13 protein-coding genes are annotated in these 18,178 nt (G+C 60.0%); 12 read left to right on the plus strand and 1 reads right to left on the minus strand.

The window, feature by feature from the left end:
* The first annotated feature begins 2 nt into the window (after positions 1 to 2).
* Positions 3 to 725: an efflux RND transporter permease subunit gene (locus N911_RS0112160; protein WP_029897496.1), complete on the plus strand. Its 723-nt coding sequence runs from the start codon at positions 3 to 5 to the stop codon at positions 723 to 725.
* A gap of 1 nt (position 726) precedes the next feature.
* On the opposite strand, the gene N911_RS0112165 is transcribed toward N911_RS0112160, so the two are convergent.
* On the minus strand, positions 727 to 2,022 hold the full coding sequence (locus N911_RS0112165) for an IS5 family transposase (protein WP_237559957.1): 1,296 nt from the start codon (positions 2,020 to 2,022) through the stop codon (positions 727 to 729).
* Between the two features lie 113 nt (positions 2,023 to 2,135).
* On the opposite strand from N911_RS0112165, the gene N911_RS0112170 reads away from it, so the two are divergent.
* From N911_RS0112170 to N911_RS0112225, 11 genes are all read left to right on the plus strand, one after another.
* Positions 2,136 to 4,568: an efflux RND transporter permease subunit gene (locus N911_RS0112170; protein WP_051694258.1), complete on the plus strand. Its 2,433-nt coding sequence runs from the start codon at positions 2,136 to 2,138 to the stop codon at positions 4,566 to 4,568.
* A gap of 166 nt (positions 4,569 to 4,734) precedes the next feature.
* Positions 4,735 to 6,885, plus strand: a complete 2,151-nt coding sequence (locus tag N911_RS0112175; protein WP_237559955.1) for a mechanosensitive ion channel family protein — start codon at positions 4,735 to 4,737, stop codon at positions 6,883 to 6,885.
* Between the two features lie 569 nt (positions 6,886 to 7,454).
* A complete protein-coding gene (gene fdnG, locus N911_RS0112185; protein ID WP_138774398.1) occupies positions 7,455 to 10,499 on the plus strand; it encodes a formate dehydrogenase-N subunit alpha in 3,045 nt (1,014 codons plus the stop codon).
* A 56-nt stretch (positions 10,500 to 10,555) separates the two neighbouring features.
* A complete protein-coding gene (locus tag N911_RS0112190; RefSeq protein WP_029897506.1) occupies positions 10,556 to 11,302 on the plus strand; it encodes a 4Fe-4S dicluster domain-containing protein in 747 nt (248 codons plus the stop codon).
* Positions 11,303 to 11,408: 106 nt separating this feature from the next.
* Positions 11,409 to 12,359 (plus strand): formate dehydrogenase accessory protein FdhE, encoded by a 951-nt coding sequence (locus tag N911_RS0112195; protein WP_051694259.1) that lies wholly within the window; start codon positions 11,409 to 11,411, stop codon positions 12,357 to 12,359.
* A complete protein-coding gene (locus tag N911_RS0112200; protein WP_035104771.1) occupies positions 12,356 to 13,117 on the plus strand; it encodes a formate dehydrogenase accessory sulfurtransferase FdhD in 762 nt (253 codons plus the stop codon). The genes N911_RS0112195 and N911_RS0112200 overlap by 4 nt, the downstream gene beginning before the upstream one ends.
* A gap of 204 nt (positions 13,118 to 13,321) precedes the next feature.
* Positions 13,322 to 14,986, plus strand: coding sequence for an FmdE family protein (locus N911_RS0112205; protein WP_051694260.1), 1,665 nt, complete (start codon positions 13,322 to 13,324; stop codon positions 14,984 to 14,986).
* A gap of 100 nt (positions 14,987 to 15,086) precedes the next feature.
* Positions 15,087 to 15,428, plus strand: coding sequence for a winged helix-turn-helix domain-containing protein (locus tag N911_RS0112210; protein ID WP_237559956.1), 342 nt, complete (start codon positions 15,087 to 15,089; stop codon positions 15,426 to 15,428).
* Positions 15,429 to 15,601: 173 nt separating this feature from the next.
* Positions 15,602 to 16,432, plus strand: a complete 831-nt coding sequence (locus tag N911_RS0112215) for a transposase (RefSeq protein WP_035104774.1) — start codon at positions 15,602 to 15,604, stop codon at positions 16,430 to 16,432.
* Between the two features lie 401 nt (positions 16,433 to 16,833).
* Positions 16,834 to 17,106, plus strand: coding sequence for a transposase (locus N911_RS0112220; RefSeq protein ID WP_029895442.1), 273 nt, complete (start codon positions 16,834 to 16,836; stop codon positions 17,104 to 17,106).
* Positions 17,103 to 17,879, plus strand: a complete 777-nt coding sequence (locus N911_RS0112225) for an IS3 family transposase (protein WP_051693969.1) — start codon at positions 17,103 to 17,105, stop codon at positions 17,877 to 17,879. Before N911_RS0112220 ends, N911_RS0112225 begins: the two co-directional genes overlap by 4 nt.
* The last annotated feature ends 299 nt before the right edge of the window (positions 17,880 to 18,178 follow it).

Below are 18,178 nucleotides of genomic sequence, written 5' to 3' on the forward strand. Positions count from 1 at the left end.
GCATGGCGCGGACCTCGCCGCCCCCGAAGTTCACCGACTTCTTTATTGAACGGCCTGTCCTGGCCGTTGTCCTGGCCCTGAGTCTGTTCTTGATCGGGGCTTTTTGCGTATTCAAGCTCCCGGTGCGCCTCTACCCCAAGATCGACAGCAAGCAGATCGCGGTCACCACCGAGTACCCCGGTGCCAGTTCCGAGGTGGTCCAGGGATACGTCACCCGGACCATTTCAAAGGCCGTGGGAGGAGTGAACCACCTAGCCTACGTCAAAAGCAAGAGTGTACAGGGCAAAAGCACTGTCACAGCCGTGCTCAAGCTGGGCGCGGATGCCGACACGGCCCTGACCGAAGTCATGAGCAAAGTGGACAGGGTCAAGTACCTGTTGCCGCCCGATGTCTTCGCCCCGCAGGTAAGCAAGAAGACCACCGGCGCCTTCCCACTGTTTTATCTCGGCTTCAGCAGCGACACCGTGCCCACTGAGGCCATCACCGACTTCCTGCAGCGTGAGGTCCTGCCGCGAGTCTCTGCCCTGCGGGGGACGGCGAACGTTGGCGTTCAAGGACCTGGCTCGTACGCCATGCGGGTGGACCTTGACCCGGACAAGATGGCCGCTCTTGGCGTCTCTCCCCAGGAGGTGAGCCGGGCTCTGCGCGAGAACGACTGTATCGCCTCACCCGGCCGTTCCCAGGGAACCTACGTCGTCGGTCCTGAAAAAGGCCTTTCAGATTGAATCAGGCGTACTTTAGTCTGCCCCGACTCCAGGTTCCGAAGCAGAGCCAAGGGGCGAAAAGAGACAAAAAGTGCTTCAGTCCCCGCATCCACTTCTTGAAGTTGAACGCGGCTGCGGCCATCAGCAGGTTGATCGCATCACCGAGGGCCCCTTTCAGGAAGTTTTTGGCCATGCGGAAGTCGTGTTTGAGATGTCCGATCACCGGCTCGATGCCAGCGCGTCTGCGAAAACGTTGCCTGGCCTTTCGTCTCTGGTAGGGCGTGTCGCTTTTCTTCGGCCGGCCCGGAATCAGAATGCTCGTGTCACCGACTTTTTTGCGCCCCCTGTAACCCCGGTCACAGATGGCCGCCTCGGGGCAGGATTCCGTGATTTGCGAAACTTGCTCCAGAACATCCGGCAGGGTGTGACCGTCGAAAACGTTCTCCTTGAAGGACATGGCTCCTACGATCACACCGGTGGTCTTGGTCCAGGCGATGGAGGCCTTGCGTCCGAACTCGTACTTTTTGTGCTCTTTGCCCTTGCCGATGCAAAGCACGTCCGGTTCGTGCAGGCTGTAGGTCTTGTTCTTGTCGGTACGTTTCTGGTCATGGACCCGGCGGAAGAGCTGCATAGCTTCCCTGTGCCTGGCCAACGAATCCTTGGGCAGTTTGCGCTCAAGTTCGCGGATCAGGACGCCAGCCATGGTCCGAATGCGTTTGATGATCTTGCGACTCTTGAATCGCTGGCGCAGGAGGCCTGGCAATTCACGGCGGAAACTGCGGCGCAAGCTGATTCCTTCGAACTCGGCGATGGCCCTGCATCGCTTGATGACCTTGGTCAGAAGCTTCACGTCAGTGGGGAAGGTGATGTTCTTCTCCTGGACCGTGGTGTCCACGGCGATCTCCCGCTCCATGGCGTCGTCGCCGTGCAGACCCACCGAGACCTCGAAGATCAAACGCGCCCCACCCTCGCCGATGCGTTTGCGGAAATAAACCAAGTCCGTGGGGTCACAAGGAAGCCTCCACCGGAAATGCGTCTCACCGCAGAAGGCCTGATAGTAGGGGTTCCGGACCCAAGCCTCAATGACACGCTCGTCGCTCAGATTTTCAAGCTGCTTGAGGATCATGAGCCCGACCATGAGTCTTATGGGCTTTGCTGGACGACCATACTCACTATAGAGGCTAGAAAACTCCTGCTCGAACCTTTCCCAGGGGATGTTCGCTGCAAGCTTGAGCAGCGGGTCCTTGGGATTGAGCTGATCGATGAGGTCCTCGTAGAGGAAATTGCCCTGATCGCTTTTGGCTGGCTTGGCCTTCATCATCACTCCCGAACCGGTGACGGCGCGACCGGTTTCTTGCAGAATCACTACAGTTCCTGGTCGAGAATGATACATTGAATGCTACACTTTGTTAATTTTTTTCAGTGGCATGGATGTTTTTCAGGGCCGACTACGTCCTTTCCAACATTCGCCTGGAGACGGGGCTGAGTAACCCAAAAGCCTTTCGCCAATTGGTGGTCAAGAAGGAGGGGGATGGACTGATCCGGCTCGGGGAGCTAGCCGAGGTCAAGTTAGGACCGAGGAACGACGATGTGCGCATGGCCATCAATGGTTCACCGGGCGTTTTCCTCACCGTGACAAATGCGCCCGGGGCCAACCCCCTGCGCATGGCCAAGCGCCTGGAAAAGGCCCTGGAACAGGACATCCGCCCGTTGCTTCCCCCTGGAGTCGAGGCCACCAAGGCATACGACGCCACTCTTTTCATCCAGGCCTCGATCAAGGAAGTCATCGGCACCCTGGGCAAAACCATTGGCATCGTGCTGCTGGTGGTTGTACTTTTCCTGGCATCCTTCCGCTCCTCCCTTGCGCCCATGGCAGCCGTCCCACTCTCAATCGTGGGCGTCTTCACCCTGATGCTGGTTATGGGCTTTTCCTTGAACATCCTGACAATGTTGGCCATAGTTCTGGCCATCGGACTGGTGGTGGACGATGCCATCCTCATCACAGAGAACGCCACCCGACACATAGAAAACGGCAAGTCCCCCCTGCGTGCCTCCATCATCGGCACAAGGGAAGTTTCCCTGGCCATCATCGGCATGACCGTGACCCTGGCTGCTGTTTTCTCTCCGCTGGCCTACATGGGCGGCCTTACCGGCTCGTTGTTTAGCGAGTTCGCCCTTACTTTGGTGGGGGCCGTGGCCGCCTCTGCCGTGGTAGCCCTCTTTATCACCCCTGTGCTGGCCTCCAGGGTCCTGCGCTCCGTGGAGAGGAAAAACCTCCTGGCCCGGTGGCTGGACGCGGTCATTGCCGGTATTCAATGGGTCTACGGCAAGGTACTGCGCGATTTCCTGACCTACCGGGCAGGGGCGCTGCTCATCGGCGCGACGCTTCTGGTCTGTTGCGGCTTCCTCTATTCGGGTACGCCCAAAGAACTGTCTCCCAGCGAGGACCAGTCCCTGTTCGTGGTCCAAGGCAAAGGGCCAGCCTACGCCAACGTGGACTATCTGCACCTGTTTTCCTCCCGGCTGGACAAAATTGCGGCCAGCATTCCGGAACTGTCCAAGTATTTCGTTTGCAACGGGTATCCCAACCGGGAGGCGGTGTTCGGCATATACAGTCTGGTTCCCTGGGACGAGCGCCAGCGAAGCCAAAAGGAGATCATGCGTTCCGTGGCCCCGGCCATTCGGGACATCGCCGGACTGCAGAGCTACACCTTTGGCATGCCCCCGTTGCCCGGCGGCTACGGCCTGCCGGTGCAGTTTGTCCTGGCTACCTCCAAAGACTTTCCCCTGCTCCATACCTACCAGGAGAAGATGGTCCAGAAGGCCATGCGAAGCGGGCTCTTCACCTACCTCAAGGGCTCTCTGCAGTATGACACCCCGGTCACGGACATCCGCATCGACCGGCTCAAGGCAGCGGAGTTGGGGGTGACCATGGCCAACATCGGCGAGGCATTCGGGATCTTCTACAACAACGACTACGTCAACCGCTTCACGGACAGGGGTTTGGCCTACCAAGTCATCCCGCGTGCGCGGCGGCTTAACCAGGAAAGCGACCGCATCCTGGAGAGCCAAGTCAAGACCGCCTTTGGGGCCATGACCCCTCTGTCCAACTTCGCCGAGGCCTCCCGCCACACCTCGCCTGACGCTCTGACACAGTTTGACCAACTCAACTCCGCCACCATCTCCGGCTCGCTAGCGCCTGGAGTGACCCTGGGCCAAGCCCTTGACCATCTGCAAAACGTGGCCAAGCAGGTCCTGCCCAAGGATTTCCAGATCGACTACACAGGCCAGTCCCGCCAGTACATGCAGCAGGGAAACCGGCTGTTAGTAGCCTTTCTGGTGGCCATCATAGCCATCTATCTGGCTCTGACCGCACAATTCAACAGCTTTCGAGAACCCTTGATCATCCTTCTCAGCGTCCCCGGGGCCCTCTGCGGCGCACTTATTCCTCTCTACATGGGATTTGCTACTATCAACATATATACCCAGGTGGGTCTTCTCACCCTCACCGGACTCATCGCCAAGCACTCCATCCTGTTGGTTGTCATGGCCAACGAGGCGCAGCGCAGCGAAGGCAAAAGCAAGATCGAGGCTGCTTTCAAAGGGGGTATGGTGCGCCTGCGCCCCTTCCTCATGACCACTGCGGCCATGACCGCCGGGGTCGTTCCCCTTCTTCTGGCGGATGGTGCAGGAGCGCACTCACGTTTCGACATCGGCCTTGTCCTCTTCTCAGGGATGCTTTTCGGCTCTATGGTCATCCTCGTCGTCGTGCCCGTAGTCTACAGTTTTCTGGCCAATGATCTGAGGCCGGAAGGCACCTCCCTCTCCGCCTCGGACGCAGACGAGCAGTTCCAGGCGGGGTGATTCCGGCAACATCTCCCGGTGTCGTCCATTCCGCCGTGACATTGTCGCCGCTAGGGGCCGTGAAATAAGCGTCTCCACTCTCGCAACGATGACAAGGACTCTTTCCATGGCTCGACTAATCCCGACACTTTTGGCCGTTTGGATCCTGTTACTCGGTTCGTACGCCTTGGCCGACGAGCCGATTGGGGATGAAATCACCCTGGACTCACCCGGCCAAGGAGCCATCTTCCTGCACCAGGAAGCGGCCCAAGTGGCCGAACGGTTGAACTTCCTCCTCTCCGGGCTGGACACCGCGCCCGGGGACCTGGCGGGGGTCTGGAAGGCCATGGACGAAACGGGGGGAGGAATGGCCCATGTGGCCCTCTCCGCGGCCATTCTGCTTGCCGCCTATCTTCTGGAGCGGCTATTCCGGCGCCTCTACCGACGGCCCAGAAGGAAGTTGGAGACCAAGCCCGCCCACACTGCGCTCGTCAAACTGTCGCGGCTGATCTTCCGGGGTTTCTTCGGCCTTATGGACGTCGGCCTGTTCTACGCCCTGGGCCTGCTCCTGTTGGTTTTCTTCGTCGGCCCCCCCGCCGGGGAGCCTGCCTTGGCAGGGGTCTGGCTCCGGGCAGTGGGGTTGGTCCGTCTGCTGGTTTTAACCGCAGATTTGCTTCTGGCGGCCCGTGCCCCGACCGTACGCCTTATCCCTTTGGGCGACTCCGCTGCGAAGCGACTAATGTCCTGGCTGACCCTCTCCTTGGCCACAGGCATCCTTCTCTCCGAAACCATACTCTACCTGCGCCAGATCGGCCCCATGCGCGAGCAGACTTTCCTGCTGCTCTATGCCCTGGCGGGAATGGCGCAAGTCCTCGTCCTCGTCCTGCTCAGCCTGTCTACGCGGCGCGATGTGGCTGAACTCATAAGTCGGCCAGATCCGGAAGTCCCCGAGTCGGAGATGCGTGTCCGGCGCTGGATTGGCCGCTGGTGGCACGTCCTGTTTATCGCCTTCGTCCTGCTTATAGGATTGGCCTGGGAGGGCGAGCTGCTTCTGGGCGGGCATGACATGGCCCTGGCAATGGGACTGAGTCTGCTCTGCCTGCCGGGAATCTATGCCATCGACAGATTGGCCTGTAACCTGCTGCGCACCTTCTTGGCCCGCAGGCAGGCCGGGCCGAACCCAAACCGTCCAGAGGTGGACGTGCAGGGCGAGGCCCTGCCCACGAACGAGTCGCCACCTGAACCGCCCGATGTGGAGGTGGTGGAAGGTTTCGACGATGATGATTACCGAGAAGCGCCCGAACCCCGCGGGCCTGGCCCGTATCTCTTCTTCGCGCGGCGCGTGATGCGGATGGGCCTGCTGGTCATCCTGGTTCTGGTCCTCATGGAGATATGGGGCGTAGACATCGGCCGCGGCCAAGTGCTGGTTCGCACTGGTTTGACCATCTTGGCTACCTTGGCTGTGGGCTACGGGCTGTGGGAGTGGGCGAGGGCGGCCATCGACGTCCGCTTGGAGGAAGAGAGCCAGGATATGGACCTGGACGAGGCCGAAGCTGGGGCTGGCGGATCTCGTAAGGGCACCTTGCTGACTCTGTTGCGCAAGGTCATCCTTATTGCCGTGGTGCTGGTCTCATGCTTCACCGTGCTTTCGGCCATGGGCGTGAACCTCGGCCCCCTTCTGGCAGGCGCGGGCATCTTCGGCCTGGCCATTGGATTCGGCGCACAGACCCTGGTGAGGGACGTTTTTTCCGGCCTATTCTTTCTGTTGGACGACGCATTTCGCATTGGCGACTATGTGGAGACCGGCAGCCTAACAGGCACTGTGGAGCATCTCACTATCCGCTCCCTGCAACTGCGCCACCCCAGAGGCATGGTGCACACCATCCCTTACGGCGAACTGAGTTCGGTGAGCAACTATTCCCGGGACTGGGTCATCATGAAGCTGGACATCCGGGTTCCCTTTGAGACGGACATCGAAAAGGTGCGCAAGATCGTCAAGAAGGTGGGAAAGAAGTTGATGAAGGATGAAGAACACGGGGACAAGCTGCTTGCTCCTGTCAAATCCCAAGGCGTGCGGGAGATCGATGACTCGGCCCTGGTAACCCGAGTCAAGTTTAAGACCGTTCCTGGTGAGCAGTTTGTCCTGCGGCGGGAGGTCTACCGTCGTATCCAAGAGGCTTTCGCAGCCAACGGCATTCAATTTGCCCCGCGCAAGGTCATTGTTCATTTGCCGGAGCCCGCCCCTGGACAGCCTCCCACGGACGAGGCGACAAAGGCCGGAGCGGCCGCAGCCGCTGGTGAGCTTGTCAATAACGGCCAGGAAAACAACCAGGGCTGAGCCCGGGACGCAACGACCAACGTGAAAGCACACCGCTTTCTCGTCAATTTTCCCGCAGGGATTCTGATTCTATCACAAGCGGCCTTGAGGGGCGGAAATCAGAAAAACATGGCCGCCTAACCTGTTTATTTAATGTAACAAAACTTTCAGGCAAAACTCATATGACACAGAAAATTGATCGTATGGGACACATGAAGAACACATAATGACGTGTCGCTGAGCGCCTTTCTTCTTAAGCATGCCTAAGTCCACTTTGACTCTTGTATGCCCACCCTCGCAAGTGGTCCAGTTTCCCGAGGCCACCTCTTCGAGTTGGGTAGCGAACTTGGGTTTATGTACTTTTAGGGGGCAAATCATTGGCATGTCGCCGAAAACGATCTGAAAAACCGAACATGCTATTTTTAACATATTGAAATTGCTCTGTTTTAATTGACCGGCCTTGTCCCTCCTGCCATGAAGGAATCATGTGCTGAAGCAAGCCGAGGAACGTGGTTCCGAACGCTCTGGGAGAACGCCGATCCAGCCAATCGAGCTGGTGGCGCACAAACCAGTGAACGGAGGAGGCAGGTATGGATTGCAATCGAAGGGATTTCCTCAAGCTGGTGGGCACAGGCGTGGCAGGCCTGAGCTTGGCCCACCTCGGCTTCGATATCAGGCCGGTTGAGGCATACGCTGCCGGGCTGAAGATCGAGGGCGCCAAAGAAGTGATCACCGTATGCCCCTTCTGCTCGGTGAGTTGCCACATCGTGGCCTACGTCAAGAATGGCAAGCTCGTGAGCACCGAAGGCGACCCGGACTATCCCATCAACCAAGGGGCGCTGTGCTCCAAAGGCGCGGCCATGCTGACCATGACCCGCAACAAGCACCGTCTGACCATGCCTCTCTATCGCGCCCCCCACTCGGACAAATGGGAAGAAAAGTCCTGGGAGTGGACCCTGACCGAGATCGCCAAGCGGGTGAAAAAAACTCGCGACAGCCGACTGGTCTTCAAGAATGAGAAAGGCAACACCGTAAACCGCCTGGACGCCATGTTCCTGCTCGGCACGTCCCATGCCGACAACGAGGAATGCGCCCTGGCGCACCAAGCCATGAGAAGCCTGGGTGTCGTCCACATGGACCACCAGGCACGTATCTGACACAGCGCCACTGTTGCGGCTCTGGGAGAGTCGTTCGGACGCGGCGCGATGACAAACCACTGGATCGACATCAAGAATGCCGATGCGATCCTGATCATGGGCAGCAATGCTGCCGAACACCACCCCATTTCCTTCAAGTGGGTGCTCGACGCCAAGTACAACAAGAACGCCACGGTCATGCATGTCGACCCCAAGTTCTCGCGTACTTCGGCGCGCTCCGACTTCCACGTGCCCTTGCGTTCCGGCACGGACGTCGCCTTTCTCGGGGGGATGGTAAACTACCTGCTCAACGAGCAAAAATACTACGACTTCTACGTCAAGGAGTACACAAACGCTTCCCTCATTGTGGGCGAGGACTACGCCTTCGAGGACGGCTTGTTCAGCGGGTTTGACCCGAAAACGCGCTCCTACGACAAGTCAAAGTGGGCCTTCGAGATGGACTCCGATGGCGTGCCAAAGCGAGACAAGAGCCTTGGACACCCCCGCTGCGTGTTCCAGCTCATGAAGAAGCACTACTCCCGCTACGACCTGGACACAGTCTCGTCCGTCACCGGTGTCTCCAAGGACAACCTCATGCGGGTATACGAGGCCTACGCCAAAACGGGGAACGGCTCCAAGGCGGGCACCATCATGTACGCCCTGGGATGGACCCAGCATACCGTGGGCGTCCAGAACATCCGTTGCGCGGCCATCATCCAGCTCCTGCTGGGCAACATCGGCATCGCCGGAGGCGGCATCAACGCCCTGCGCGGCGAGCCCAACGTGCAGGGGTCCACGGACCACACTCTGCTCTACCACATCGTGCCTGGCTACATGGCCATGCCGCATGACGAGTGGCGGACTCTGGACGATTACCTCAAGGCCAACACGCCGGTCAGCAACGACCCCACAAGCGCCAACTGGTGGCAGCACAAGCCCAAGTACTTCGTGAGCCTGCTCAAGGCCTGGTACGGCGATGCCGCCACCCCGGACAACGGCTACGGCTACGACTGGTTGCCAAAGATCGAGAAGGGCGGTGACTACTCTTACCTGCCGCTGTTCGACCGTATGTACAATGGCGAGATAGAAGGCGGCTTCATCATCGGCCTCAACCCAATGCAGAGCGTGCCCAATTCCAACAAGATTCGGGCCGCGCTGGATAAACTTGACTGGCTGGTGACTTCGGAACTGCACCATTCCGAAACTACGGACAACTGGAACCGACCAGGCGTGGACCCCAAGGACGTCAAGACCGAGGTGTTCCTGCTTCCTTCCGCCCACCGGGTGGAGAAGGAAGGCACTGTGACCAACTCCGGCCGCTGGCTTCTGTGGCACTACAAGGCCATTGATCCTCCGGGGCAGGCTAGAACCTTCGGCGAGATGTTCGTGGGCATCATGAACAAGCTCAGGGAGATGTACAAGCTGGAGGGCGGCGCCCTGCACCAGGCCGTGACCGAGCTCGACTGGCCGCGCACCTACGACCCCGAAGCCGTTACCCGTAAAATCAATGGCGTCTTCACCAAGGACACCAATGTGGGCGGCAAGGTGTACAGGAAGGGGCAGTTGGTGCCTTCCTTCACCGCCCTCAAGGACGACGGATCCACCATGAGCCTGAACTGGCTCTACACCGGCAGCTACACCGAGGAGGAAGGCAACAAGTCCAAGCGGCGCGACCCCTCCCAGACCGCCATGCAAAAGAAGATCGGCCTGTTCCCCAACTGGAGCTGGTGCTGGCCTGTTAACCGGCGCATCCTCTACAACCGCGCCTCGGTGGATCTGCAGGGCAACCCGCTGAACAAGGAACAGCCCACAATCTCCTGGACCGGCGACTCCTGGGCGGGCGACGTACCCGACGGCGGTTGGCCGCCCATGGCCTCCGGCAAGGGCAGGTACCCCTTCATCATGACTGTGCACGGCTTTGGGCAGCAATACGGGCCGGGACGGGCCGACGGCCCCTTCCCCGAGCACTACGAGCCAGTGGAGACCCCGGTGGACTCCAATCCGTTCTCCAAGCAACTCAGCAGCCCGGTGTTCAAGTCCGTGAACAGCGACATGGACAAGCTGGCCAAGGCGGGTGACCCCAATTACCCCATCGTACTCACCACTTACAACGTGTGCGAGCACTGGTGCGGTGGTGGCGAGACCCGCAACGTGCCCAACCTGCTGGAGACCGAACCCCAGCTCTATGTGGAAATCAGCCCCGAGCTGGCCAAGGAGAAAGGCATCAAGAACGGCGAGGGCGTCATCGTGCAGAGTGCGCGCGCCGAGGTCGAAGCCATTGCCATGGTTACGGTGCGCATGCGTCCACTGCAGGTGCACGGCCGGGTCATCCATGAGATCGGGATGCCCTACTGCTTCGGCTGGAAAACCCCCGGAGTCGGCGACTCCACCAACAGGCTCACGCCATCGGTGGCTGATCCCAACACCACCATTCCGGAGTTCAAGGCCTGTTGCGTGAATATTCGCAAGGCGGACAAGCTGACCGAGCTTGCCACCTGATGACCCGCCACCCGCGGGGGGATAGGTCTCTTCGCGGGTGAAGCAAGGAGGATCCCATGCCGAAGGTGTTCCTGATTGACACGTCCCGCTGCACCGCTTGCCGCGGGTGCCAGTTGGCCTGCAAGGAGTGGCACGAGCTCGAGCCGAATACGACCTACCAGTACGGCTGGGGCAGCCACCAGAATCCCAAGGACCTCAACCCCAACAATTACAAGTTGGTCCGCTTCATCGAGCACATGGACGGCGACGGCGTGGTGCGGTGGAATTTCTTCCCCGACCAGTGCCGCCATTGCGTCATGCCCCCGTGCAAGGACGCGGCCGACATGTACATGGAAGGGGCGATCATCAAGGACGATAAGACGGGCGCGGTGCTCTTCACCGGCAAAACGTCCATGCTCTCGCGCGAAGCTTACGAGGTGGTGCGCGACGCCTGCCCCTACGACATTCCCCGCCGCGACATCGCCTCGGGCATGCTCAGCAAGTGCACCATGTGCATCGACCGGGTACGCGCCGGCATGCTGCCCGCTTGCGTCAAGGTTTGTCCAACCGGAGCCATGAACTTCGGTGAGCGCGACAAGATGCTGGACCTGGCGGACGAACGCCTGAAGATCGCCAGAAGGAAGTATCCCGAAGCCATGCTGGCGGACGCCAGGGATGTGAACGTGATATTCCTGCTGACGGACAAGCCCGAGAACTATTGGAAGAACAGCGTGGCCAGCGCCTCCCCGCGCGGTTTGAACCGCAAGCGATTCCTGGCCGGACTGACCGAACCGCTACGCAGGGTGATCCCCTCGCGCGGCTAGGTTCTTGAGGAAAGGAAAAGTCCGCACTTGGCCCAGGGAGCGCCGGGCAACAGGCCCGGCGCCCCCCAGGGCCGCGAACGCACCAGCCACGGGAGGCAGCCGCCCCATGACCGAGACCCCCGTCATTTCCGGCCCCGAGACCGTCAGCCAAACCATCGAACGATACGCTTCACAACGCCCGCAAATGGAGCCCATCCTGCGTGCCTTCGAGTCCCCTCTGCGCGAACGCGCCAAGTTACGGGAAGAGTTTGCTCGGGATTCCCTGGATCTCTCCGGCATCGACTGTTCCCGGCTGGTAGGGGGCGATACGGGCGCACCGCTTTTGGCCGGGGTGGATCTGGCTTTCCTCGCCAGATGGATCGAGCGTTCGGCCTCGGCCCTGCTGCCGCTGTTGCAGCGTGCCATGCCGGACAGCCAGGAGCTTGACCGCATCGCCGAGGCCGCATCCGGGAAAGGCCTGGACCTGAAGGCCTGCGGCCGCATGCTTCTGGACGGCGACCGCGCCTCCCTGGAGCGCGAGGCGGAAGTCTTCGGTGTATCCCCGGCCATGTTGGAGTTCACGCTGGCCGAAATCCTGGCGGCCCCATTGGCGTCGCTGACGGACCAGCTTCAGGAGAAATTGCATGAGGCCTCTTGGCGGCAAGGCGTCTGTCCGGTCTGCGGTTCCTTCCCCTCAGTGGCTTGCCTGGGCAGGCCGGAAACGGTGGAGCTGGACTCCCTGGTTGGCGGCGGTGGACAAAAGTACCTGCACTGTTCGCTGTGCGGCCACGACTGGCGATACCGCCGCGACGCGTGTCCGGCCTGCGAAAACGCCGACCCGGGAACAAGAGAGATGCACCACGCGGTCAAGGCGCGGCAGGAACGAATCGAGGCCTGCACCAAGTGCGGTGCCTACTTCCTGTGTATCGACCTGCGGGAGTATGCCGAGGACCCTGACCTGTCCGTCGCCCCCCTGGCTCTTATGCATCTTGATATCATCGCCTCGGGCAAAGGGTATAGGCCCCTGGCCCCGGCCCCTTGGAACACCTTCCCCGCCAGGGAGGCGGAAGGGGCATGACCACGTGCATACGGACCGTGTTGCGCCATTACCGCAACGCCGTTGAGCCGGTGGAGGACACCCTGGCCGAGGAGCACTGCCTGGCGGTCGTGGTTGATGATGCCGAGTCAGTGCGCACCATGAGTACGCCGGGCGAGGACGAGGAGTTGGTGCTCGGTCATCTGTTCACAGAGGGACGCATACGTCGTCCCAGGGACGTGCGCTCCATGCGCTTCCACTACCCTGGCAAAGGGAGAACGGTTGCCGAGGTGGAACTGGCCCCGGAAGCTGGTGACGGTCGACCGGTTTCGCTACCAAGTGGCGCCTGTCTTGATGCCGGGGAGATATTTCGGCTGATGCGGAAGATGGAATCAATGCAGGCCGTCTTTCGTCGCACTGGGGCGACCCATTGCGCTGCGCTCTTTGACAAGGGCGGTCGCATCCTGTCCATGGCCGAGGATATCGGACGACACAACGCCCTTGACAAAGTCATTGGCTCGGCGCTGCGCGACGGTCTACTGGACCGGGCGCTGGTGGCCACCATGAGTTCCCGCCTAAGCTGCGAGCTTGTTTGCAAGGCCGCGGCCGCTGGGCTGACCTTCCTGTGCGGCCTTTCCGTGGCCACAGGGTTGGCCGTGGACCTTGCCGCGGAGAAGGGCATCACCCTGGCTGGCAGGGTTCGGGACGGCCGCATGAACGTCTACTCCCACAGAGAACGGGTTCTTTGGCCGCAACAGCACGCCGAACCCGGCGGTCGACTCTGCGACTCCGCCTCCTGACCTGCATTTCCGGCACCTCCACTCCCTTACCCCGCCTCGGGCAGTAGCCCGGGGCGGCATTTTTTTGCCAAAGCGTTTAACAGTTCTCCGCAGTGTGATTGTCCACGGAATTCGCCTTTGGGTAAGTTCAGGCAACACGACTGAAATGCCCGGGGTGCCGCCATCACGGAAGGCCCGGGCGTGAACGAATCAAACGGAGCGCCCATGGATTCCATCACAAATGACCACGCGTCGCTACCCCGCATCGGTCCCCATGCCTTCGAGGAATACATCCACATGGCAGAACAGTTCCACGGCTACGCCGCCCCGGGACTCATCCTGGGCGGCTTCATGGTTGCCGAGGTGCGGCGTAGGCTGCCGGAGAGCATTCTCTACGACGCGATCTCAGAGACCGCCTGGTGCATGCCGGACGCCATCCAGATGCTCACCCCCTGCACCATCGGCAACGGCTGGCTGAAAGTATTCAACCTCGGCCTGTACGCTCTCTGCTTGTACGACAAGGCCACGGGAGAGGGCGTGCGGGCCGCGGTGGACCCATCCAGAATTGGTCCGTACCCGGCCATCGGTGAGTGGTTATACAAACTCAAGCCCAAAAAGGAGCAGGACAGCGCCAGGCTGCGCGAAGAGATGCGCTTGGCCGGGCACACCATCTGCGACTTCCGTCGCATCACGGTCAAGCCGGATGTCATGCGGCCCCGGGGGAAGGGGCACATAGGCACCTGCCGCAACTGCGGCCAGCCCTATCCCTGTCGCGACGGAGCGGTCTGCCGCGCCTGCCAAGGGGAGTCGCCATACGACGATTTTTTGGCCGCGCGGGAGGAGCGTTTTCCCGAAGGCCCCAAGCTTCGCGTCATGGAAGCCGGCGAAGCCATCGGCAAGACCCTGCTCCACGATATGACCGGCATCGAGCCGGGGCGGAGTAAAGGGGCTGTTTTCAAGCGCAAGCAGCGAGTGGAGGTGGAGGACGTCTGCCAACTGCAGCGGCTAGGTCGATACAGCGTGTATGTGGAGGAAGGGCAGAGACTGGACCCGGACTGGATTCACGAGGACGAGGCCGCCCGTGCCATGGCCGGAACGTTGGCGGGAGACGGTGTGGACATAGCCCCAGAAGTCCGCGAGGGCAAGGCTGTGCTCCGAGCCGGGATGGATGGACTGTTGCTGGTGGATGTCGTCGGACTGGAACGGTTCAACCGAACCCCAGGGGTCATATGCGCCAGCAGGCAGACCGGCTCTTTGGTGAACGCCGGGCAGGAGGTTGCGGCCGCCCGGGCCATTCCCCTCTACCTGGAGCGCGAGCAGTTGGAGCGAGCCGTGGAGAGTCTGGACGGTCCGGCTGTGCGGGTGGCCGCGTTGCGACCACGCGGCGTGGGAGTGCTGGTCACGGGAACCGAGGTCTTTCAGGGGCTGGTCAACGACAGGTTCGCGCCCATCGTGCGAGCCAAGGTTGAAGCCATGGGCTGCAGGGTGGTGGCAACCGAGATTGCCCCGGATGACAGGAATTGCATCGCGGGCGCGGTGCGCTCAATGCTGGAACGGGGAGCGGAGTTGATCGTGACCACCGCGGGGCTGTCTGTGGATCCCGAAGACGTGACACGAAAGGGGCTGGAGGATGCCGGTGCAAGGGACATGCTCTACGGACTGCCGGTGTTGCCGGGCGCAATGAGCCTGGTGGCCAAGGTGGAGGAGAGCCGCATCATTGGCGTACCCGCCTGCGCTCTGTATTTCCGCACCACGGGCTTCGACGTTCTGCTGCCGCGCGTCCTGGCCGATCTGGAGATAACCCGCAGCGATCTGGCCGCTCTGGGCCACGGCGGCCTCTGCCACAACTGCAAGAACTGCACTTATCCCAAGTGCGGCTTCGCTAAATGACCTGGAGGAGGCCATGAAGTCTCATTATCCCACCGTGCGGCTGAAACTTTGGCTGCAGGACGGTCAGGAGGTCGTATTTGGTACCGGGCGTGTACTTCTGTTGGACCGAATCGAACGGCATGGTTCCCTCAAGAAAGCCGCGAGCGACCTGGGCATGTCCTACCGCGCAGCCTGGGGCAAACTGAAGGCCACGGAAAAGGTTCTTGGCACGCAGTTGGTGGAGACGCGCAGCTGCAAGCGGAAGGGGTGTAGGCTGACCGAGGAAGGACGCAGGCTGCGCGACATGTTTAGGGAGTGGTTCGACGCGGTGGAGCGGGATGCTTTGGACCACGCCGCGCGGATTTTCCCATGGCGTGTGCGGAGCTATTGCGATCAGGTTCCTTCCGCGTCCCTTAAGGCTGAGCAGGAACAGCGGCCCACGAGATTTCTGTGCGTCGAATGAATCGTTACGCCCTCGCTTCGTAACCATTTTCGATTCCAAATAGTTTTCCGGCCGCACTCCCAAGCTCCCGGAGGCCTGGGAGGTCCGGCAGCCGTTGACCGCGAGACCAAGCGGAAAGGGAAAATTTTCTATTTTGTTCTTATGTCTGTTTTGACATAACTAAACAAAGGCGTATGGACGTAAGCAGCTTCAACCAATTGATATCCAGCGAGAATCGCGCGCGCAGATTCTTTTTGGGATTTTGCTGGAAAAACCATCAACGGTTTTGTCCGCGATGCCGTGAGCGCAAGCTTTACCGCGTGGGTGACCGCAGGCGGTGCTCTCGCTGCATGTATACTTTCCACGACTTTAGCAGACGTTTCATCAAAGGATGCAACTTCACCTTTCGGCAGTGGCTTTGGTTTCTGAAACTGTATGAGCTGAACGTGCCCAGCAAGGAGATGGCCAGGCAACTCAAAGTGTCCTACGTCACCGTGCTCAAGGCAAGGGACATCACACGCAGGGCCATCTTGGCGCAGGCTCTGGATGCAAATAGTTACTATCGCCTGGGCATTCGCCCAGGCTCGGGGCGGAGAAAGGGCCGGCCAACCATGCGCAACTCCCCAGTCTTCGGCGTGCTGGATCTGGGAGGGTACGTCATCTGCGACCTCATGTCGGACTTAACCGTGGAGAACATACTCCATTTCAAGCTCAATTTCTGTTTGAAGACATCGCATTTGGGGCAACTGGTATATACCTCACCCTACCAGAAATACACCGCCCTGACGGCCTGCGGTCCGGACCTATGGACTACGAACTTCATACGCCACGGGGACACGCGCATCCCGGTGGATGCAACGGATTTTTGGCGTGACGTCAAGGCGCGCCTGCGCTCTGTGCGCGGGGTTAACCCGACCACCTTCCCCTTATACCTCAAGGAGTGGGAGTTGCGGTTCAACAACCGCGGTGAGAGCCTCGTCCCGGTCTTGGCGGCCGCTCTGTGCGGCTTCGTGCCAAAAAGTTAAATCGAAGACTGCTATGGAATCACAGGGAGACGACTTGTCGCATTTTTTCAAACTATCGCGGTTACGGCGACCGAAGTGGAAGGTTCCAGGCGGGCCCCCCACATAGCTGCGAGACCTTCCGCTTTCACTTCGTTCGCTGGTTTTTGGTCGCCAAGGGCTCTGTGTTTTTCCATTCGTCGGCGTAGTGTTTTGTCGAGTGGTGTAATCCCCCGTCCATTCCTCGGATCTTCCTTAGACTATAGACGACTTGGAAAGCTCCCTCAGAGGTGCCCTCGATTCTTCGGACCAATGAGCGGCGTTTGCAAGGTGGACAGGCTCAAATGTTCATATCCTGCCCCCAGTTTGAAACAGCCTTGATTTAAGTGGAAGTCCGTGGCTTCTCAACAGGCAGGAGGTTTGCCATGAAGCGACGGAAGTGGACCCCGGAGCAGAAGACTCGGGTCGTCCTCGAAGGCCTTCGAGGACGACCCGTGGGCGAAGTGTGCGCCGAGTACGCCATCTCGCAGAACCAGTACTACAAGTGGCGCGATCAATTCCTTGCCCAGGCGCACAAAGCGTTCGAGACCGAGCACGGCGCACAGCGTACGGCCAAGCTTGAGCGCGAGAACATGAAGCTCAAAAGCCTGATCGGTGAGTTGACCATTGAGCTAAAAAAAAGCGGGCCGTTCGGATGAAGCGTGGACCATATGCAAAGGTCGCCGAGCGCAACGCCGACCTCCTGGCCCGCATTCGCGGCATCAAGGCCGACCATCCGTTCTGGGGATACCGTCGGGTCTGGGCGTTTCTGCGCTTCGTGGACGGCGTAGTCGTCGGCAAAAATCGCGTCTACCGGCTCATGAGCGAGCATGACCTCACGGTGAAGCCCAACCTGCGACTCAAGGCCAAACGCAGGCCGACCGGCGTCAAGCCCCGGCCCACGCGACCCAACGAGTGGTGGGGTATCGACATGACCAAAATCAAGATTGACGGCTACGGCTGGCTGTACGTGGTCATTGTGCTTGATTGGCGCACCAAGAAGGTCGTCGGCCATTACGCCGGCGACCAGGCCAAGGCGTGGCATTGGCTCTCGGCGCTCAACGCGGCTGTCGGCAGGCAGTTCCCCGAAGGCGTGCGCGACGGCGGTCTTCATCTCATGGCCGACAACGGCTGCCAGCCGACCTCGGCGAGCTTCATGAAGGCTTGCCGCGTCATGGACATCAAACTCGCCTTCACCAGCTACAACAACCCAAAAGGCAATGCCGACACCGAGCGCTTCATGCGCACCATGAAGGAAGAGCTGGTCTGGATTAATGAATGGCGTAGCCCGACGGCCTTTTGCCAAGCCTTGGGCTCCTGGATCGAAGAATACAACCAAGGCTACCTGCACTCGGCGCTGGGGTATAAAACCCCGGTGACAACCGAGCAGGAACTGATCAACTCGCGGACTCTCTTAAAAAAGGCTTGCTAAACCGGGGGCAGTACATTCAGAACCACCATTACCTACAATATGAACAAATTAGCTATTGCCAAAGGGAAAAATGCTTCCCATGGGAAAATGTTCACACCCGGTTCACCGGCATACTTAACCTTTTGCCGGAAAGATGCACTGCTGCTAGTCTATTCCTTTTTTCATAGTAGAATGTTGCAAACGTCCAACGCGTCCCTTGCGTATCCTTTGTGCCTCATTCCTGAGTGAGAGACTGAAGCAAATATTTTTCAATCGAATGAAAAAGTAGGTTAGGCGGCCATGTTTTTCTGGTTATCGGC

This window comes from Desulfohalovibrio reitneri (assembly GCF_000711295.1).
Lineage (GTDB): Bacteria > Desulfobacterota > Desulfovibrionia > Desulfovibrionales > Desulfovibrionaceae > Desulfohalovibrio > Desulfohalovibrio reitneri.